Here is a 20516-nt window from a genome sequence, read left to right as displayed (position 1 = left end):
AATATCATCATAGGTTATTACCAAACAAGCCCGCCAGACTTCTGACGGGCTTGTTTTTTTCACTAAACTCAGCTTCAAATATCAGGTAACTGATCGTATAATTAAATTTTCACCGCCTGACGAGCCAGTAATTTCCAGTTCCCTTTCTGCTTAACCCATACCAACAAAACTGCCAGTTTTGCCGTACCTGGTTTCCCGTCGTTCGCGGTTTCGGCCATCAGTTTATGCCGAACGAAGGCCGTATTGTCTACAATAGTAATTGTCTGTTCGGTTAGGTCGATAGTCTTAAAATCCGATGAGCCACTAACGAGGGCATCAACAAAAGCTTTTTTGTCTTCTAGTTTTCCACTCGAATGTCCATAACTCAATTCATCGGAAGCTAGTGCTTCTAACTTGCTCTTATCAGGGTCAATCATCAACTGCTTCAACTGATCAACAGACTGACCAACAGCCGCTTGGTCTTTATTTTGCGCCATTCCATCTATGGTTAGCAGACTACATATAGCAACTAGCGCAAACAAAATTGTTTTCTTGTACATCGTCGGTAAGGGTTACTGTAGAAATTATTAATTGAGGGGCAATGACTAGCGACACCACTTTACTAAAAGCTAAGTCTGATTTTTTTTACCGTAAGCTGGGCCAAATTAAAATTCCCCTTCACCCACCTCTTTCGCTTTCTTCTTAGCTTGGTGAAGCCGGTAATTGAACGTCAGATTAATTTGCCGTAAGCGTCCCTGCGAGTTACTTTCGGTATAAAAATTAGCGCCCTCAGTGATCGAGCTATAACGCCGGGAATTAAATACATCAATTACATTAAGCACCAACGTGCCATTATTTTTGAGAATATCCTTACTAAGAGAAAGGTCTAAGGTAGCAATTGCCTGCCGGGTACCCTGTGGCGTTTTTTGCGGTGCTTCATAATTTCCCCGCCATTGAAAGTCCGTATTTTTCAAAATCGTAAAGCGGGACGTAAGGCGCGTAAACCAGCTGTAGGTATCGCTCTGGTAACTTGCATCTAGATTTCCACCGTTGGTAACAGCCCGGAAAAAATTAACGCTGCCGTCGAGTTTCCACCATTTATAAAGCGCATACGACCCGGCAAATTCGGCTCCGTAAGAGTCTTCCGTTGCTAAGTTTTCAGGACGCGTAGTTGAATTCCCCAGTTCATCGACCCGCCGAATCCGAATAATTTTCCCCGTTGTATGTCGATAATAAATCGACGAACTCATTGACCCTTTTTCCACGTATTTTATATGACCAATCTCAAACGCATTTGTGAATTCGGGATTTAAATCAGGATTCCCACTAAAAAAATTACGGTTATCGCTGAAAGTCATAAATGGGCTCAAATCGTTGTACTGAGGCCGACGAACCCGGCGGCTATAACTGATTTGCAAGGCATGTTGGCGAGGCAAATCGTAGGTAGCGTGTACACTCGGAAACAAATTGGCGTAACTGCGGGGATTAACATCATTCGTTTGTTTAAGCGTCGTTGTTACGTCGGTCCACTCCGCCCGCAGCCCCATTTGGTAGGAGAATTTCCGCACCTTGTTGCCCACAATTCCGTACAACGCATTAATTTTTTCGACATACAGAAAATCATTGGTCAAGCCGGGTAACGACGTCCAACTATTATCCGAATTCTGCTGAGTAACCGCATAGTTATTGGTCATATTTCGGGAACTCAGGCGCAGGCCCCCTTCCAGTTTTCCATCTTTGGCAAACGGCTGAACATAATCGACCTGTACTAAAAGTTGCTTTTCGGTTTCGTCGTTGATAGCCCGTTGCAAAACGGTTGGTATTACTGACGGGCTACCATCCGGCAGAAATGTTTTTTGCGCAAAATATTGATCCGACTTTTCCCAGTTATCTAGGTAGCGCACATCGGCGGTGAGTTCGTGGCCTTCACGGGCGAACATTTTTTTATAGCTCACGACGTACTCCGAATTTGGCTCGGTTTCGGTCTCATCCTGCGTTCGGTTTATAATGTCTTTCAGTACATTATTTGTGTTGGGTTGGTAATCTAGATATTGAATATCTGAAAAGCGTTTGCCCTTACTTAGCCGCCATGTGTACGAGGCTGTCAGAATACTTTTGGGATTGAAGAAATAATCAATACCTGCACGAGCATTGTTATTTCGTCCGCGCTGGCTACTCGTTGAATTTTGTCGATACGCAAATGTCGTATCGTTGCTATATACTTCCTGATACAACGAACTCCGACCGGGCGTGTTTCGAAAGGAAGCCGTATAATTGACAAAGAAATTTAAATTTTTGCGACGATAATTGATGTTGGCGGCTGCCCCAAAATTACTGGGATAGCCCGTAATTACATCGAACGAGCCATTGAATCCTTCCTTTCGTTCTTTCTTCAGAACGATGTTAATAATACCGCCCATACCTTCGGCTTCGTATCGTGCCGAAGGATTTGTAATCACCTCAACCCGCTCAATCATACTGCCTTGCAGTTGTTGCAGGCCGCTTCCTCCTTTAAAACTAACTAGTCCAGACGGTTTTCCATCAATCAAAATACGAACGCTGTTACTCCCTCGCAGACTAACATTTCCGTCGCCATCTACAGCAACCGAAGGAATATTTTTCAGAATATCAGAGGCCGTTCCTCCCGCATTTGCTAAGTCTTTACCAACGTTAAATATACGTTTGTCTAAGGCTAATTCCATCTGGCTTTTCTCGCCCACTACCACCACTTCATCCAGCCGTTTGGCGCTCGCCACAAGAACTAATGTACCAACTTGTTTATCCTGTTCACCAATTGTAATGACCGGAACAATTTTCTCCCGATAGGATACTGCACTGACTTTCAAATAGTATTGGCCAGGTTTGGCTTGTACCGCAAACGCCCCGGATTCGTCAGCAATTACGCCGGTTACCAAAGAAGAATCTGCGGTTCGATGCAAAGAAACGGTAGTAAAAGGAGTCGGTGCTTTTTTCTCGTCCACCAGCGTACCCCGTATCCAGGATTGGCGTTGCGGTGTAGCCGTTTGGGCGAGCGCCATTACGGGAAACAAAAAGAAGAAGAGAAACGTAACGTTTGTAAAAGTTTGATGCATAGTTGAGAAATTAGAGTTGACAAATAAGCGTGGCCCGGTTAGCCAAGATCATTAAATTAGTAAGATGGCCGACTATAAAATGGCCCCGCAACGTATTGCCAATGGCCTTTTGATTCTAATCATCGTGCTTGGCCCAACTGCTTTATCGTAATTCGGTTATTGGACAAACATCCATATCGCCGTAGTCCAGATTCTCACCGGCCATGCCCCAAATAAAGGTATAGTTCGACGTGCCAGAACCAGCATGAATCGACCAGTTAGGCGAAATAACGGCCTGCTCGTTTTGCATCCAGATGTGGCGCGTTTCCTGAGGTTCACCCATAAAATGACAGACCGACTGCCCTTTGGGAATGTCGAAATAAAAATACACCTCCATGCGCCGGTCGTGGGTGTGAGCAGGCATAGTGTTCCAGATGCTGCCCGCCTTCAACTCGGTCATACCCATCTGCAATTGACAGGTTGGAAGCACGCTATTAACCAGTAATTTATTGATTATCCGATGATTGGCCGTTTCCATACTACCTAACTCGACAACTTCGGCTTGTTCCCGAGACACTTTCCGGCTTGGATAGTTCCTATGAGCCGGAGCCGAATTGAGGTAAAATTTAGCCGGGTCACTGGCATCATCTGATAGAAATTCTACCTGACGAGTCCCCTGGCCGATATATAATGCTTCTTTGCGAGCCAGGTCAAACGTTTCACCGTTGGCAATGACGCGGCCCGTCCCACCTACGTTAATTATGCCCAATTCGCGCCGTTCCAGAAAATAGGCAGCCTTCAAATTTGCTGGCGTTTCTAATGTTATTGGCCCATTAACGGGCATAGCCCCCCCCGTAAGGTAACGGTCGAAAAACGAGAGTACCCAGGGACACTGATCAGCGATAAACAGGGTTTCAATCAGGAAATGCTGACGTAATTGGGCGGTATCCATTGCCTTTACTTCTGTTGGCGAAGTAGCAAAACGGCTGTCAAATGAAGCTGTACTCATCGGGAATTCTAAACTATCAGATTCGTTAAAGTGCAATAATGCAAGATTGTTTCCACAGAGGTTTCCTGTACTGGCAGAAATTTGATCCTTCGTAATACTTTTAGTAGAACTGCGGGTCTTTTCTTTAGAAAGAGTCAGAAACGGCCCATGTATACCCCTGTTTCTAAAAAAACCTTCACAGTTTGTTTATTTAATACCGGATTATAGGTAAACTAACACCAGGCGAGATTTTCAATAGCTTGCAACTCTCTCATAAATATGCTCGAAAGGGTAATGTGGGTAGATTCTAACAAAAAATGGCTTGTTGGCGGAGACAACTCTCCACAAGAACAGCGTAAATAAATCCGTTCACAATGGTTAACCTATTCCGTAATAAATTATTTATAGCAGTCAGTTTGCTCGTCATAATAGCCGGTTTTGGTTTTGGTCCTGCCGATACACCTATCTTCTCGGCGGCCTACATCAAAAATATAATGCACAAGACGGCTACATGGCAGTTGAAAAACCCGAAACATAAAACAACTGACTGGACTAATGGGGCATTTTATGCGGGCGTTTTTGCGGCATATGAAACAACAAAGTCGCCGGAAATTATGGACTCCCTAATGGCGATGGGCGAGCGCACCAATTGGCAACCCGGTAACCGATATGACCATGCCGATGATATTGCTATCTGCCAAACATACATCAACCTGTACCGGATTAAGAAAGATCGACGGATGATTCAGCCCACAATCGATACGGTCCAGAAAATGAGTCGTTTACCGGGTCGGGAAGTAAAAAGTCATGGCATTACGTGGTGGTGGTGCGATGCTCTGTTTATGGCACCACCAGTACTGGGCCAATTAGGAAAAACGTTGAAAGATCCCTCCTATTACGCACTAAATGATTCGCTTTTCCGACAAACCTACAACCTACTTTATAACGAAGACGAGCATCTTTTTGCCCGTGATGCGACCTACCTCGTAAACTCAGCTGGTGAAGGAAAGCGTGAAAGCAATGGCAAAAAGATATTCTGGTCGCGGGGAAACGGCTGGGTTATGGGTGGCCTTGTGCTACTTTTACAGGAATTACCCGCCAATCATCCATCCCGAAACTGGTACGTAAATCTATACAAACAAATGAGTGCGCGCTTGCTTTCCTTACAGCAAGCCGACGGTCTTTGGCGGTCCAGCCTGCTCGATCCAGAAGCCTATCCGGGTGGCGAAGGAAGCGGTTCGGGATTTGATTGTTATGCACTGGCATGGGGAATCAACCATGGCCTTCTGGACAAGAAAATATATTTGCCCGCCGTTCAGAAAGCATGGGTAGGCTTGAACACATTGGTTTCGCCGGAAGGACGAGTGGGCTGGGTACAGCCAATTGGTGGCGATCCAAGGCGTAATTTCAATGCCGACAGTTGGGAAGTTTACGGAACGGGCGCGTTTTTGTTGGCCGGTTCAGAAATCATTAAAATTAAAGATTTGGTAAAGCGATAAGCCTTAAATACGAAAACGTTATGATTGCAAAACATACGTCTACTGGTCATAACCGTCGTCAACACGAGGATAATAATGATGTTTACTGCAACTCTTTGGAACCACTTTATAAACTCCAGTTTAATCCGAAAGATAAAACGCCCAAGTATAAGCAGATCGTACAGTCGGTTATTACCGATATTGAACGGGGGGTGTTAAAGAATAATGAGCAATTACCATCCATTAGCGAATTGAGCGTTGAGTATTATTTGGCCCGTGATACGGTTGAGAAAGCATACCGCGAACTTCGGGAACGGGGTTATATTACGTCGGTGCAGGGCAAGGGTTATTATGTGCAAACAAGTACGAATACCAAATTAAAGATTCTTCTCGTCTTCAATAAACTCAGTTCATACAAGAAGATAATTTATTACGCTTTCCTTAAAGCCCTCGGCGATAAAGCCACCGTTGATCTTCAGATTCATCACTATAATGCCTTCCACTTTCAAGAAATAATTGAAAAGAATCTGGGCAAATACAATTACTATGTTGTCATGCCGCATTTTACTCAGGATTTGGATAAAGCGGACTATATGAAAGTACTGGAATCAATACCATCCAACGAATTGGTACTGCTCGACAAGGATGTATCAGAGTTGGCAGGCTCACCCCTGAGCATTTACCAGAACTTCGATAAAGATATTTGTGGTGCTTTAGAAAATGCGCAGGATTTGCTGAATAAATACAGTCGGATGGTACTGATTTTACCCGGCGATGGCAATCACCCAATCGAAATTGCGCATGGATTTCGTTCGTTTTGCATCAATTACAATAAGGAGTTCACTATTAAAGAAAGTGCAATTGATGAACACTTGCAAAAAGGCACCGCTTATGTAGTTATTGAGGAAACGGACTTGTCAGAAATAGTCAAAAAAGTCCGCCAGTCGAACTATGAACTTGGGCACGAAATCGGCGTTATTTCGTTTAATGAAACAACCCTTAAAGAGTTGTTAAACATTACAGTTATCACCACCGATTTTGAAGCAATGGGCTACACAGCAGCTTCATTGTTGCTGGACAACAAGCGTATTAAAGTTAAAAATCCGTTTTATATGATTCGGCGCGGGTCGTTGTAATCGACCATGAATAAAAGGGGGAAATAATTAACGGCTACAGAAAAAGAAAGTAGTCGTAAATCGTTCTGGTTACTTCAGCGATGGCCCGTTCCCGCACCGGCCCGTCTTTGAGCGATGACTTCACAAAAACGGAGATGGCAACGTGACCAGCATTTCCCGGCAACGTGATAATATCTACATCATTGGTCGTCATACCAATTGTGCCGGTCTTATGCCGAACTTCGGTATCGGGCGGCAGGGCTCCTTTTAATCGGGCTAGTCCCGTTTCGCACCGCTTCATAATGTCAAGGATCAGGGCTTGACTGGCTGGTTTCAAAACGGGTTGAGTATATAACTTAACTAATAACTGCGTCATGGCTTCGGGCGTCGATGTGTCTCTGATATCGTTATCGAACACGACCGAACTTGCGTCAATCTGTTCTTTTGTCCGCACTTTTGAGAGCGAGTCGAAGCGAGCTGGCGACCAGGGTTGATGTATGTCCATCGGAACACCAAGCCAATCAGAAATCAGCCAGGCCGTTGGGCGATCTACCTGAAGACCGGTAATACCCAAGCGTTTCATGCAGGCATTTACGGCGGCTGGACCACCGGCCAGTTTCAGGCAAACATCTGTCGTGCTGTTGTCGCTGATAAGCAGCATCAATTCGAGCAAACTCCTGACCGATAGGGAGATGCCTGGATTTGGTGTATTGGGCCAACTGAATCGCTCAGACAGCATGCCACTACCAGGATGCTGGTCGTTCTTGGTGAGCGGTATCATTTGGTCAAGCGTGATACTACCACTATCAACGCGGGTCAACAACTGAGTAGAAATGGCTACTTTATACGAACTGGCCATTGGAAATCGGTCTTTCCCATTTTGGGCAATCGTCTTTCCACTCTCAATGTGCGTGGCATATATGCCAACTTTACCGCCAGACAGATTCGATAGTCGCTGCAGTTCCTGCTCAAGCCGAACCGGAACAGAAAAAGCGGGTTCAGAAGCAGTGGCTTTACCCGTTTTAGGCTTCTGAGCAACCGACAAATGAGCAAAAAAAACAAGCGTGATGGCAAGAGTTTTTGTATAACTATTCATCGATAAGTAGTTTACAGTAAAGCAGTCTACGATAGGTTGCAAAATCTTGCGTTTGTTTTATTTCTGGGGCACGGCGGCTGTCATAGTCATTTCAACACTGGCTCCAAAAACCAATTTCGCTACGCCTACCGTCGTGCGGGCGGGGTAAGCGCCTTCCTTGAAAAATTTCCTGTAAATGGCGTTCATCTTCGGAAAGTCGTCCATGTTGCTCAGATACACGGTTACACTTACCACATCATCGAGCGATGTACCAGCAGCCTCCAGTACTATTTTAATATTCTGAATGGTTTGTGCGGTTTCGGCTTCAACCCCACCCGCTACTAATTTGGTAGTTTGCGGATCAGTACCGACTTGCCCCGACACAAACAGCAACCCATTACTGATAACGCCCGGACTAAAAGGATACGGATTTACCGAAGTTTTCCCAAGTTGAACGATTTTCTTGTTCTGACCGAATCCAGAAAGGCAAACACTGAAACTTAGGAGGCAAAAGAGAAGATACTTCATAGCGAACGTAAGGTTATTAGAGGTGAATAATGGAGTTATTTTGACAGAAAAGTATTTAAAACGGTGTTGTATTCGTCTTTCGCGTTCAGGTACGGGAAATGCCCTTTGTTATGAAATGTATGTACCTGCGCTGTAGTATAATATTGTTTTAATTTGGTGCGCAGATCGGGCGAAACGAGCGGATCGTTGTCCGATTCGAAAATTAGCAAGGGCACAGCCGTCTGCTTTCCATCTATGGCTTGGAATTTATCAATAACGCAGTTGTATCGGGCAATGAACTGCGCTTTCGACATGCGGCCATACGTGTTTTCAAGCAACTGAGCCCTTGCCAGCGGGTTGTTTTCGGAAGCGGGTAACACCTGATCAAACAAATTTTGGCGTACGCTATTCATTACCAGCCACTCCGGTAGCCACGATGCGACCGCTATTTTTGTCTTATTTTTTTCTTCGAGGATATCATTATTCGGAAACGTATTGCCCAGAACTGCTTTTTCAACCCGTTGCGGATACGTCGCCAGTAGATACTGCGTCAGATAACCGCCGAGGGAACTGCCTACCAAAATCACTTTATCTATTTTTTCTTTATCGAGAATGGCCGTAATTCCTTTACCCAAATCCGATAGGTTATCAACTGGCGGATATGTAACGCTTACCACGCGATACTCATGACTAAAAGCATTCATCTGCTGCCACCAAAAGTCATAGCCGCCCGTCATACCGTGCAGAAATAAGATGGTTTTTGGCCCACCTCCCTGCACTATATACGTCCAGTCGTAGCCTTGCGAGTTGATTGTCAGCGTCGGTAATTTTCGAAATGCTGCCAAACCATTAATTGGTGCTTTATCAACGCCGGTGTACAAGTCGAGTGCGTCTTTTTTGGGTACCGGATAGAGGTAAACCGCAACAATAACGAGAAGGGGAATAAGCCAGAGTAAACGTTTATTCATGTATAGTCAAGGAGAAGGAATACAAGGTACGTCAGTAAAAATAAGTACTTCAGTGGATTCTACACATGTTTCCCCGTTTCTTTCATCTTTTGTTTCGGAAAGTTCTATAGCGCTCGTTTTCTTATATAATGAAGCCAGGGAAAGACGATAAATTTGCGTACTGTGTCAAAATCAATTTACCAAAACTCATGATAAAACGTAGCCTATTATTTCTTGCTGCACTCTGTTACTGGAGTCTTTCTCAGGCTCAGGTTCCTAACGAATCACAAGCAGGGTCGGACAGTATTATGATCACGATTTTCCTGAAACATCAGCAGGACAAAAGCCTGAAGCAAATTCAGGAAATACAACAGAAGAATAAATTCCTTGAGATGTTTCCGCCGAAAGAAGCACGCGTTATATCCTGGTACGTAATGATGGGAATTGGTCAGGTTGTTACCGTCAGGATTCCAGCTAAAAACCTTAGAACATTAAATCTGACAATTGAAAATGGGGCTTGGGGAGCTTATAATACCGAGTTCTACCCGACCTACGATTTTATTCCTGTCTGGCAAAACTCGCTAAAGAGTAAGAAATAGATAGGCTCTGGGGTAAATAAAAAACGCATGTGTATCTGTCAATACCAGATACACATGCGCCTTAAAAATGACTGTGGCTTAAATTTCTGAATAAGCCGTTGGATGTAATAGATAAATATCGGCTCGCAGGAAATTATGCGCGTATTCTGGCAGCGCATTTAATGTTTTCCAGGCGGGATCGGCACTAAATGCTTTCCAATGGGCATCGCGCTCGGCTTTGCTCTCAAACGATGTCATGTACATCATACTCGGCAACTTAGCGCCCGCTTTCACCTGACCACAAAACACCGTGTTAAAACCTAACCGCTTGAATATGTCCAGTTCGCCGTTGTTGAACTGGCTGATTTTGTTTTCGTGCAGTTTCTCTGTAGCGGCTTCATAATTCCGAAGTTCATAGATGCGGTCGGCTTGACTGGCCTGTAATTTCGGCGCAACCAGCGTTGGCATTCCGGCAAAGGACTCCATCAAAACAGACTCAAATCCTTTATAAACCGGGTTATTGTACTCGGCGTTAAGGTAATCCTGCCCAGTCGATGCATATTGTTTGTCCTTCGCCAGCGTTTCCGAAAGGGCCATGAACTGATCTAACGACTTGAACGGAATTAGCACGTACACCAGCGAATCGGCTTCAGTAGCAGGCTTAAAAATACCTACTTTCCCAACACCAGCCCGGTGCAGAGCGGGCAAATAAGCCTCCTTGAGATACGTTTCCAGACGGTCCTTCTGGGGGCTGTCTTTGAGGTGATAAATCTTGAGCTGGTAAAATTCACGTTTAGGCGCGAAACTAAACCCCTGACTGGCACTGATAATGAACGCGCAAAAGAACCAAAGGATAAGCGTATTTCCGGTTTTACGATTAGTAGACATTCTAGATGAAATGATTGTATAGAATAAGAAAGCAACATACCCCGGAAAACTCACAATGCTACCCTAAAGTTTTGCCTGATTAATTTAACTCCGCTATCTCGTTAATCGGTAGATGTACAAAGCGGCACGTTGAATCAGCAACGGAAATTCTTTCGTATTCATGGTTTCTTCGATGCTGTGAGCGCCCTTACCTGATGCGCCCAAGCCATCCAGGCAGGGCATATATTGCGCAACAAACGACACATCGCCTGCTCCGCGTGCTCCGGGATCAAAGGCGCTTACGGGACCAAGCCCCATATCCCGACTGAGTTTGTCCACTTGTTTACGCAGCTCATCGTTAGCGGCAGACGGTTCCATACCCGGAATGCCATCGACAAATGAAATGGTGGCTTTGGTGAGGGGTAGACTTTTATCCACGATTTCACGCATTTTGGTTCGGGCATTTTCTTTCTGGGCTTCGGTCAGAAACCGCAGATCACCTTTGACTAAAGCCGTCCCGGCTACAATGTTTGTTTTGCCAATCGTTTCGGCTTTGGCCGTTTTTTCATCGTAATGCACCTCCGAACCGCCCACGATTAAACCAGGGTTGAACGTCAGGTATTGTTCCTGACCTAGCGTCCGCCGAAACTCGTTCAGAATACGAACGGCTTCATAAATAGCACCGTACCCCAGGTCGCTGAAAATCCGCGAGGAATGACCCGTTCGGGCTTTTACATTAAGTGTCCAGCCACTCGAACCCCGACGACCCGTTGTTACACTACTCAATCCCTGTGCGGTTTCAAAGGCCAGGGCTATATCACATTTCTTCGCCCGCTCAATAAAATCACGGCGGCTTTCCGGACCAGCAGAACTCTCTTCATCGCCCGTGAAGTAGATAGTGATCGATGTATCATCAAGCAATTTTTGGGCATTTAAGGCTTTCAGCGCAGCAATCACGACTACATCGCCCCCTTTCATATCGGCAACACCCTGGCCCGACGCTGTCGAATCGTTGACACGAGTAAACGGATCCATTGGTAGGCTCTTTTCAAATACGGTGTCTAAATGGCCAATCAGAAACAGTTTTTTACCCTTCTTACCCTGCCGTGTCGCCACTAAATGACCGGCCCGGTTAAGCGAGTCTGGCAAGGTGACCCACTCGGTTTTGAACCCCAGCTTGTCGAACTCGTCCGACATCAGTTTTCCAACTGTTCGCACGCCTTCTTTATTGAGGGTGCCACTGTTGATGTTAACGACTTTTCCCAGAAACGCTTCCGTCTCCGGCATCTGCTTTTTCACCGTGGCGATTACGCCCATTTCAGGTTTTGACAGTGACTGGGCCGAAACAATATGACTAACAAGTAAAAAGAGGAAGAGATATTTCATGAATAAGGTTGATTGAGCTAACGGGCTAAAATACGGAAAGTTAAACGGCAAAAGCATGAATGTTCGGTTAAGTACAATTTTTACTATGTTCACTTCTACTACTCAATAAAATGAAGGAGTTTACGCGCTATATCCAAATACTATTTTGCCATTCTGCCTATCTTCACTCAAAAAATGGGTGCCCTCCCAACTTATACTTCACGGCTACGGTCTTTGACCACCTTAATACGCATGAAACAAGCTTTCCTGATTTTATTCATTTGTTGCTGCACGCTCACCAGCACGTTCGCACAAAAGCCGGCCACCACCGAAAAACAAACCCCTAAAGAAGACAAACCGGCCTCGCTCTCCCGCACGTTAACTATTGATTCGCAGGTCGTCACTAACGGTCAAGTCACCATAAAAGGCCAGCGTGTACCGTATAAAGCTACTGCCGGTACCATTCCGGTCTGGGATGAAGAAGGCAAAGCCGTTGCGGGTGTATTTTTCACCTATTTTGAACGATCCGACGTTGCCGACCGCGCTTCCCGTCCACTGGTTATTTCATTCAACGGTGGCCCTGGTACGGCCTCGGTCTGGATGATGATCGGCTATACGGGTCCGCGCATTCTGAAAGTTGATGACGAAGGGTATCCTATACAGCCCTACGGCGTTAAGGACAATCCTAATTCAATCTTAGACGTTGCCGATATTGTGTATGTTGACCCGGTTAATACGGGCTTTTCACGACCCGTTAATAAAGATGTACCCTCAGCCAAATTGTTCTTTGGTGTGAACGCCGACATCAAATACTTAGCCGACTGGATTAATACGTTCGTAAGTCGTTATAATCGCTGGGCGTCGCCCAAGTACTTGATCGGCGAAAGCTACGGCACCGCCCGTGTATCGGGGCTGGCGCTGGAATTGCAAAATGCCCATTGGATGTACTTGAATGGGGTAATTTTAGTATCGCCGACGGGCTTAGGTATTGAGCGGGATGGACCAGCCGAGGGTGTCCTGAAGCTACCTTATTTTGCCGCAACGGCCTGGTATCACAAAGCTTTACCTGCCGATTTACAGAAGAAAGATTTAACCGACGTACTACCCGAAGTCGAAGATTTCGCTATTCAGGAATACCTGCCTGCACTGGCATTGGGCGGCTCATTGAGCGACCAGAAACGGAAGGAAATTGCCGCTAAAGTAGCTCGTTATTCGGGCTTGTCGGAAACCGCTGTGATGCAACAGAATTTAGATATACCGGTAAACTTTTTCTGGAAAGAACTGCTGCGCGACAAAGGCCAGACCGTTGGGCGATTAGATTCACGCTACTTAGGCATGGACAGTAAAGATGCGGGTATCAGTCCTGATTATAATGCTGAATTAACTTCGTGGCTCCATTCGTTCACACCCGCCATCAATATGTTTATGCGCGAAGAACTCAATTACAAGACCGATCTGAAATATTACATGTTCGGCCCTACGTTTCCCTGGGACAATACCAATAACCATACCGGCGAAAACCTGCGACAGGCTATGGCGCAAAATCCCTATCTGCATTTACTGGTTCAATCGGGTTATTATGATGGTGCCTGCGATTATTTCAATGCTAAATACAACCTGTGGCAGATGGATGCTGGCGGCAAGTTAAAAGATCGGATGGAATGGGAAGGCTATCGAAGCGGCCACATGATGTATCTCCGTAAAGAAGACCTCGCCACCAGCAACGAACGGTTACGGAAATTCATCCAGAAAAGCACGCCCAAAAATAGTGCGCCAGCGAAGTATTCAGGGAGTAAATGAGGTGAATTACGAGTTACTGATCGTGAACGGTCATCTCTTAAAAGCTACTTGTGCTATTTAGCAAAATCATAAGTAAAAGTCTACTTATTGACTTATGCGTTGGTAAGTAGAAAAACAAGAGTAGTCTCGTTTTTTAGTGAATCGCTAAACTATAAGTAATTAACTATCATCGGCTTATAGTTTAGCGATATTGTGTATACCAGCTTGTTAGATGAGGCCAGAAGCCGTTATTTATAGGGCAGGTTTCGTGTAACAGGTTACCCGTTTGCTGGGTTAAACGTAGGTCTCTATGCTGGGGATCCAGCTGATAAGACAACTGCACTGATTGAATTAAACGCACAAAAAATTCTCTGCTAATATGATTTACTTCACTCAGTTGATTTACGTTAAAGAAGGTCAAGAAGCCGTGTTTCATCAATTTGAAGAGGTTGCCATTCCACTAATCGAGAAGTACAATGGTCAGCTTTTATTACGAATACGGCCTACTGATGACTCCTATATTGAACAGCATATCGACAAACCTTATGAGATACACCTTGTAAATTTTGACACTGAGCAAGACTTTGCCGCCTTTAGCCAAGACGAAAGTCGTAAGCAGTTTTTGCATTTAAAAGAGCAATCTGTTCAAACAGCCATCCTATTTCAAGGAGTAAAACTATAGTATGATTCATCGGTGACCAATTAAACACCCGGCAGGTTAAGTTTAGTAAATCGGATGCATGAGGGGTAGTAACTCACTCGGCGCAGGCAGAATTTCGCTGACAATGGAAATAGGAATGCCAGCCGCCGAGACTGTAGAAAGCAAACATATGTCTGAATTCTTTTATAGCAACGTCTCTATGTTTTCAGAAAAACCGAACATCTTCACTCAGTTCAGGCACGAACTTCACCGCTTCCCCGAAGTTTCAGGTCAGGAAGTTGAGACCCAGAAACGAATAAAAGCCTTTGTCAGACAGTTCAATCCAGTTACTATCAGCGAAGTAGGCGGAACTGGATTATTATTGCAATACGGTCATGACGATACAGGTCCCGTTACGTTGATCCGGGCAGATATTGACGCGTTACCAATTCAGGAGGTCAACACATTTGGGCATAAATCACTTATCGAAGGTGTTTCGCACAAGTGTGGGCATGATGGACATACGGCTATCCTGGCCGCTCTCGCATCACTCTTAGCCGAATATCCTATCGGGAAAGGTCGGGTGTATTTGCTTTTTCAACCAGCCGAAGAAACAGGCAAAGGGGCTGAAGCCGTTCTAAACGATCCCGCCTTTTCGGCTATTCGCCCCGACCGGGCATTTGCCCTGCACAATTTACCGGGCTATAAACAAGGAACAATCGTATGTAAACCGGGTTCGTTTACGGCATCGGTTCTTAGTATGATCGTAACGTTTACAGGCGCAGTATCGCACTCCGCCGAGCCCGAGAAAGGCCTTAATCCGGCTTACACGATGGCCGATTTTACGTTGAAAAGTAGAGCGTTGCAGCAGCCCAATCCACAATCCGATGACTTTGCGTTGATAACCCCAGTCTACACTACAATGGGCTCAACATCCTATGGTATATCAGCCGGTTACGGGGAGGTTCATCTGACACTCAGAACCCGGAACGCCAAAAAAATGGAAACTCTGACGGCTCAATTAGTAGCGTTGCTAGCAGAGCTTTCTGCGGAGAGCGGCATCGACGTAGACACCGCCTATACAGAATCGTTCTTTGCCAACGAAAATGATAATGCGGCATTTGAGCAAATCAAACAAAGCGCATTAAAGTTAGAGTATGACTTTGTCGAAAAACAGGAACCCTTCAAATGGGGTGAAGATTTCGGACTCTTTACTCAACATTATCCCGGAGCTATGTTTGGCATCGGTAATGGTGAAGACTCGCCAGCATTGCATAATGATGACTACGATTTCAATGACAATCTTATTAAACCGGCTGCTCAGTTATTTTTAGAACTAATTGATATTCAGCATAAGTGACGCAAAAGGATGAGTACTATTTTTATACTTTTCTAACGCAAAGACCAACCACCGTAACACTCACTTCTCCTTCCTCTAACTATATGACTTTCTTATCTGTACCGAAGGCGCGTACCATTCCGCTTTTACTAATCGCGTTTTTAGTAGGTTTCTATCCGGGTTGGGCACAGCTTACAAATCAGGTTTCTACCGACAGTGTCGATGAGATTGTCCTGGCTCATATGAGCAAAAAACACGTTCAGGGTGTTTCAATTGCGGTTGTCCATCGGGGAAATGTGACGCTGGCAAAAGGCTATGGGATGGCCAATGTCGAACTAAATGTACCAGCAACTCCGCAAAGTGTATTCGCCATCGCGTCTGTCAGCAAACAGTTTCTGGCAACGGGCATTCTGATATTGGCGCAGGAAGGCAAGCTGCAACTCGACGACGATATTCATAAATATTATCCGCAGGCACCCCAAACCTGGCAGGGCATTACCTTACGTCATCTGCTGTCTCACACATCCGGGATTGTCCGGGAGGCTCCCGCTTTTGATCCCGCCAAAATACAGCCAGACTCAGTGATCGTTCAGTCAGCATTTCCCTTGCCTCTACAGTTTCCGATTGGCACAAAGTGGCAGTATTGCAACGTTGGTTATTTTGCGCTGGCCGACATTATCCGTAAAGTGTCGGGTCAACCCTGGGATGCATTTCTGAAACAACGGGTTTTCACTCCGACAGGGATGACCAACACCCGAACCACTACCCCTAGTGAGATTGTGCCAAACCGGGTAGACGGCTACACCTGGGAGGAAGATCACCTTCAGCGCGCACTGGCTTACCTCGCCTTGCGGCCCAGTGGTGCCTTTTTGTCGACGGTACTGGATTTGGCAAAATGGGATGCCGCGTTGTACACCACCAAAATTTTGACGAAAGATAGTCAGAAACAGATGATGACGCCTTTTGTGCTCAAAGATGGTACTCCCTACCCGTATGGGCTAGGTTGGCGGGTTGATACGCTGCAGAGTTTTCAGTGGGTTCACCACGGCGGCTCGCTACCCGGCTTTCGAACGGAGTATACCCGTTTCCCACAGGCGGGCCTTTCTATAATTGTCCTGACAAATGGCGAGACAGCAAATCCCGAAAGCATAGCGAAGGAAGTAGCTATGCTTTATCTGCGTTCAGCAGCGGAAAAACCGGTTAGCGAAAAATAAACTCAATAGGTTAGTTCGCATTCTCACAGACTACGGAATTAGTTATTACTTCGTTAGTCTAAAACACAAAGCGCCCAAGACCACGTGGTCTTGGGCGCTTTGTGCATCTAATGATTCACCCTAAACTGCGCTATTTAAGTAACTCAGCCAGTGGCCAGACATTCCCGTTTTTGATTGTATAGCGCACGTTCATCGTGTCCCGGATTTTGTTCAGCGGGTCACCGTCAACGGCAATCAAATCGGCGAGTTTACCAACTTCTATACTGCCAACATCTTTACCAACACCAGCCGCTTCTGCCGACCAAAGTGTAGCGGCCCGAAGTGTCTGGAAGGGAGTAACGCCCCCTTCGACCCAGTTCTGTAATTCCACCTGCAAACTCAATCCATAGGGAATCAGTGGAGAGTCAGTACCGGGTGTCATTCGGGCACCTGCGTCTAGGAATTTCTTCACATTTTGAGCCAACGTTTTAAAGTTTTCTACAGCACCGGGCATCATACGACGCATGGTTTGTAGTTGCGCCATCAAATTATTTCGGTAGGTTTCGTTGTAAAAATGAGTGAACGGCTTGTAGCTGAGTAAACTTGTATCACGCTGCGTTTGATAAGAAAATCCACCTTGCAAGCTCGTTGTAGGCGTCATGTTCATACCCGACTTAGCAACCAGAGCCAAGACATCGCCATAAATATGATTGGTCGAGGTGAGTTTCAGGGAGAAACCCCGGCGACTTGTAGCCGACGAATGTTCAACGCCATCAATATCGTATTTCACCGCCGGATACAGCTCATGCGATGTTACCGGAATACCAATCTGGTGAGCCAGTTCGGCGGCTAGTTGCTGTAAACGGTCTGGCAATCGAACATAGCATTTCAACAGATCGTAATCTAGCCGTTTTGCCCGGTCAAGTTCCATACGCAGTTGAGACTCACTTCGGATACTGGTCGCCAGTCCATAATAAAGCCGATACCCTTCATTTAGTGTACCGGTATAAAAAGAACGCGGCCCCACTCGAACACCGGCATCCCAGGCTTCCCGCCGTTCGAGTGCATCATATGGATCGGCCCCCGTTTCACGAATGCTGGTGATGCCATGACTCAGCCAAATACGACCCTGTTTTTCGCCCGACAAAATGCTCTGGTGGGTGTGCATTTCCCAAAGACCGGGCATAACGGTAAGTTTAGACGCATCGACTAGTTTTCCTTTTCGCCCGGCCTGATGCGGTTCGATAGCCCGGATTCGGGTGCCTTCCAGAATAATATCTACGTTCTCACGATACGTATTTGTTTTGCCGTCGAAGAGTTTTCCGGCATGAATAATCGTCGGCTCAGTGGGCAATTTGACCTGATATGTAAAGTCGAGCGGAATACTTGTGATTCGATTTGTGGCAATATCCAGTTGCTTGAGCGAATCAATAGCCAGATAAACCAGCGTTTTTGAATCGGCAGTCCAGCTCATGTTGTCAGCTAGTACTTTTGTGCGCTGAATAGGCGGAGCGGTTTGTTTACCTTCCGGCGTGACAGGCAATGTCCATAAAAAGCCATCGAGTACATACGCCATCCATCGGCCATCGGGCGACCAGCTAGGGCCACTACGTCCCCGAAAACTAAGGGTCTGACCGGCTGAATCCGGTTTCATTTCAAGCCCGGCCCCTCCACCCTGACTCGGAATGATAAGAAACTGATTTAAGCCTTCCCGAAAGCGGCTGGAATACACATCCAGCGCCGAGACCGCAATTTGTTTGCCGTCGGGAGACCAGCTTGGCACACCGGGACCAAAAAGCGGGTCATACACTTTTTTGGGTGTCGAAAAAGGCTGATCTTCTGAGGCTGGCATATCTATCGTATGCAACACGCTACGCCCAAAGGCCGCCCGATCGAGCAGAAAGTAAGCAATGCGTTTGCCATCGGGCGAAAAAATTGGCGTGGTAACCTCCTCCGACCCGTTAGTCATCTGGCGATCCTGACCGGTCTTTAAATCTCTTACCCACAAATTAATACTCCCCGAACGGTCGGACGAAAATACGATGTATCGCCCATCAGGAGAAAAACAGGGGTCAGCTTCTATGAACGCGTCGTCGGTTAACTTTTTAGGTGTCGGTGTGCCAATATCCAACCAATACAAATCGCCCACTGCCGTAAAAACGATTGCTTTTCCATCGGGCGAAACCACCGGTGCGCGAATACCTTTCACGGGTCGGGGATTCGGATTGTCGAGCAGATACGTTTTTCGGGTATATGGCTTACGGTTAAGCGATAACGTAGCCTGCCACGCTACTTTTTTGGTTTGAGAGAAGTCGGCATTTTTCCATTTAATAGCTCCGTCGGCGGTGTACCAGATAGAACCATCGGCTGCCACCGAAGGGCGAAATGGAAAGACATCTTCCTGAGTTGCCGAAATTACGGTAGGCTCAATCCCTGCTTTTATCGCTTTGACAACCAACGAGGTAGCCCCACTAGCAGTCGTTTGCAAAATCAGCGATGCGCCGTCTTTTGTCCAGGCCGGTGCACCCAGCGTTGCCGTTGTTTTCCAGATTAATGTTTCTTTACCGCCTTCCCAAACGTACAGTCCTGAGACATCGGGTCGGGTGGCGATGTATGCAATTCGCTTACCATCGGGCGAATACGATGGTGTGTATTCGTTGCCCGTATTGTCCGTAATTTGCTTCAGTTCCTGTGTTTTCAACGTTAGCTCCCATACGTTATAATTACCGCCCTGATCCGACGAAAAAACAAGCCGGTTACCATCAGGCGAATAATTTGGTTCGCGATAATCGAACTCGCCTGTCGTGTGTTTTTGCAAGTCCGATCCATCAGGTTTAATACTGTAAATATGGAAAGTCCCATCACGAAACGACGAGTAGGCAATCCGTTTCCCATCGGGCGACCATGTTGGTTGGTGGGCACCATCACGAAAATCAGTCAATGCGCGGGCTACTCCGCCTTTAGCCGGTAACAGCCATATAGTGCCTTGTAAATCAATCGCTACCGATTGACCATCGGGCGAGAGGGCTACCCCCATGTTAGTCCCTTCCGAAACAGTGATATGTAGCGAGTCGGACTGGGCCAGTGTTCGAGCAACGCTAACTCCCAGCATACCGAAAAGCAATATGAATCGAATAAGTACAAAATGGAGTTTCATAAAAATTGACTGGTTAAGGATTAAATAATAAAAGAGGCAATTGTAATTTTTACTAACAGAAGCGCTATGTTTAACAGAAGGAATTACGGCTAAAATTTTGAGTTTCTATTTTCAGTTTAATTCAAAAAGTCTTACGTTTTCAACTTAAACTACATGACTTCTCGCTAGTATAATCCAACTATTTAATAAGAAATTCACAAAAATTAAGTGGCAGTTTTTAGTGTGTAATTTTTACACTAAAAATCATGAATTTATGAAGCAAACTTGCTGATTAACAAGACTCAACAGAAGATGTGCGGGGTACCGACAACAATATAATTAATACATTTTATAACCCAATAGCACACTTCTTAAGACTATATTATTAATAGACTTGATGAGAGACTTCAAAAGATAAATTCCTCTTTATATCAAACCAGAAAATTTATACTTTATCTA

16 protein-coding genes are annotated in these 20516 nt (G+C 45.8%); 7 read left to right on the top strand and 9 right to left on the bottom strand.

Translation table 11 applies throughout. The features are described from left to right. Window positions 1-101 precede the first annotated feature (101 nt). From ACFS25_RS04495 to kduI, 3 genes are all read right to left on the bottom strand, one after another. A complete protein-coding gene (locus ACFS25_RS04495) occupies window positions 102-539 on the bottom strand; it encodes a nuclear transport factor 2 family protein (protein WP_381497210.1) in 438 nt (145 codons plus the stop codon). A gap of 105 nt (window positions 540-644) precedes the next feature. Beyond that, complete coding sequence (locus tag ACFS25_RS04490) at window positions 645-3071, bottom strand: TonB-dependent receptor domain-containing protein (protein WP_381497209.1); 2427 nt, start codon at window positions 3069-3071, stop codon at window positions 645-647. Between the two features lie 142 nt (window positions 3072-3213). Next, window positions 3214-4059: a 5-dehydro-4-deoxy-D-glucuronate isomerase gene (gene kduI, locus ACFS25_RS04485; RefSeq protein ID WP_381497208.1), complete on the bottom strand. Its 846-nt coding sequence runs from the start codon at window positions 4057-4059 to the stop codon at window positions 3214-3216. A 353-nt stretch (window positions 4060-4412) separates the two neighbouring features. Here kduI and ACFS25_RS04480 point away from each other — a divergent pair, with 353 nt between their 5' ends. Beyond that, a complete protein-coding gene (locus tag ACFS25_RS04480; protein WP_381497207.1) occupies window positions 4413-5537 on the top strand; it encodes a glycoside hydrolase family 88/105 protein in 1125 nt (374 codons plus the stop codon). A gap of 20 nt (window positions 5538-5557) precedes the next feature. Further along, window positions 5558-6652 (top strand): GntR family transcriptional regulator, encoded by a 1095-nt coding sequence (locus tag ACFS25_RS04475; protein WP_381497206.1) that lies wholly within the window; start codon window positions 5558-5560, stop codon window positions 6650-6652. A 34-nt stretch (window positions 6653-6686) separates the two neighbouring features. On the opposite strand, the gene bla is transcribed toward ACFS25_RS04475, so the two are convergent. From bla to ACFS25_RS04460, 3 genes are read right to left on the bottom strand one after another with little or no spacing between them, the layout of a single operon-like run. Beyond that, window positions 6687-7727: a class A beta-lactamase gene (bla, locus tag ACFS25_RS04470; protein ID WP_381497205.1), complete on the bottom strand. Its 1041-nt coding sequence runs from the start codon at window positions 7725-7727 to the stop codon at window positions 6687-6689. Between the two features lie 57 nt (window positions 7728-7784). Then, window positions 7785-8234 (bottom strand): RidA family protein, encoded by a 450-nt coding sequence (locus tag ACFS25_RS04465; protein WP_381497204.1) that lies wholly within the window; start codon window positions 8232-8234, stop codon window positions 7785-7787. Between the two features lie 35 nt (window positions 8235-8269). Continuing rightward, window positions 8270-9181, bottom strand: coding sequence for an alpha/beta fold hydrolase (locus tag ACFS25_RS04460; protein ID WP_381497203.1), 912 nt, complete (start codon window positions 9179-9181; stop codon window positions 8270-8272). A 188-nt stretch (window positions 9182-9369) separates the two neighbouring features. On the opposite strand from ACFS25_RS04460, the gene ACFS25_RS04455 reads away from it, so the two are divergent. Next, window positions 9370-9759, top strand: coding sequence for a hypothetical protein (locus ACFS25_RS04455; protein ID WP_381497202.1), 390 nt, complete (start codon window positions 9370-9372; stop codon window positions 9757-9759). 78 nt (window positions 9760-9837) lie between these two features. Here ACFS25_RS04455 and ACFS25_RS04450 read toward each other — a convergent pair whose 3' ends face one another. Continuing rightward, the gene (locus ACFS25_RS04450; RefSeq protein WP_381497201.1) at window positions 9838-10626 is read right to left on the bottom strand and encodes an NIPSNAP family protein; all 789 of its coding nucleotides are present in this window, start codon (window positions 10624-10626) and stop codon (window positions 9838-9840) included. 93 nt (window positions 10627-10719) lie between these two features. After that, the gene (locus ACFS25_RS04445; RefSeq protein ID WP_381497200.1) at window positions 10720-11991 is read right to left on the bottom strand and encodes a M20/M25/M40 family metallo-hydrolase; all 1272 of its coding nucleotides are present in this window, start codon (window positions 11989-11991) and stop codon (window positions 10720-10722) included. Window positions 11992-12222: 231 nt separating this feature from the next. Here ACFS25_RS04445 and ACFS25_RS04440 point away from each other — a divergent pair, with 231 nt between their 5' ends. The 4 genes from ACFS25_RS04440 to ACFS25_RS04425 all read left to right on the top strand — a co-directional run bounded on the left by ACFS25_RS04440 (window position 12223) and on the right by ACFS25_RS04425 (window position 16942). Further along, a complete protein-coding gene (locus tag ACFS25_RS04440) occupies window positions 12223-13770 on the top strand; it encodes a S10 family peptidase (protein ID WP_381497199.1) in 1548 nt (515 codons plus the stop codon). A 358-nt stretch (window positions 13771-14128) separates the two neighbouring features. Beyond that, a complete protein-coding gene (locus ACFS25_RS04435) occupies window positions 14129-14431 on the top strand; it encodes a DUF1330 domain-containing protein (RefSeq protein ID WP_381497198.1) in 303 nt (100 codons plus the stop codon). 178 nt (window positions 14432-14609) lie between these two features. Then, complete coding sequence (locus ACFS25_RS04430) at window positions 14610-15749, top strand: amidohydrolase (RefSeq protein ID WP_381497197.1); 1140 nt, start codon at window positions 14610-14612, stop codon at window positions 15747-15749. Window positions 15750-15832: 83 nt separating this feature from the next. Further along, window positions 15833-16942: a serine hydrolase domain-containing protein gene (locus tag ACFS25_RS04425; protein WP_381497196.1), complete on the top strand. Its 1110-nt coding sequence runs from the start codon at window positions 15833-15835 to the stop codon at window positions 16940-16942. 130 nt (window positions 16943-17072) lie between these two features. Here ACFS25_RS04425 and ACFS25_RS04420 read toward each other — a convergent pair whose 3' ends face one another. Then, window positions 17073-20078 carry a DPP IV N-terminal domain-containing protein gene (locus ACFS25_RS04420; protein WP_381497195.1) on the bottom strand — a complete coding sequence of 1002 codons (3006 nt, stop codon included), beginning with the start codon at window positions 20076-20078 and terminating at the stop codon, window positions 17073-17075. Between the last annotated feature and the right edge of the window lie 438 nt (window positions 20079-20516).

It is taken from the genome of Spirosoma flavum, assembly GCF_042686045.1.
In the GTDB taxonomy this organism is placed as follows: domain Bacteria; phylum Bacteroidota; class Bacteroidia; order Cytophagales; family Spirosomataceae; genus Spirosoma; species Spirosoma flavum.
This window is presented reverse-complemented; position numbering and strand designations above follow the sequence as displayed.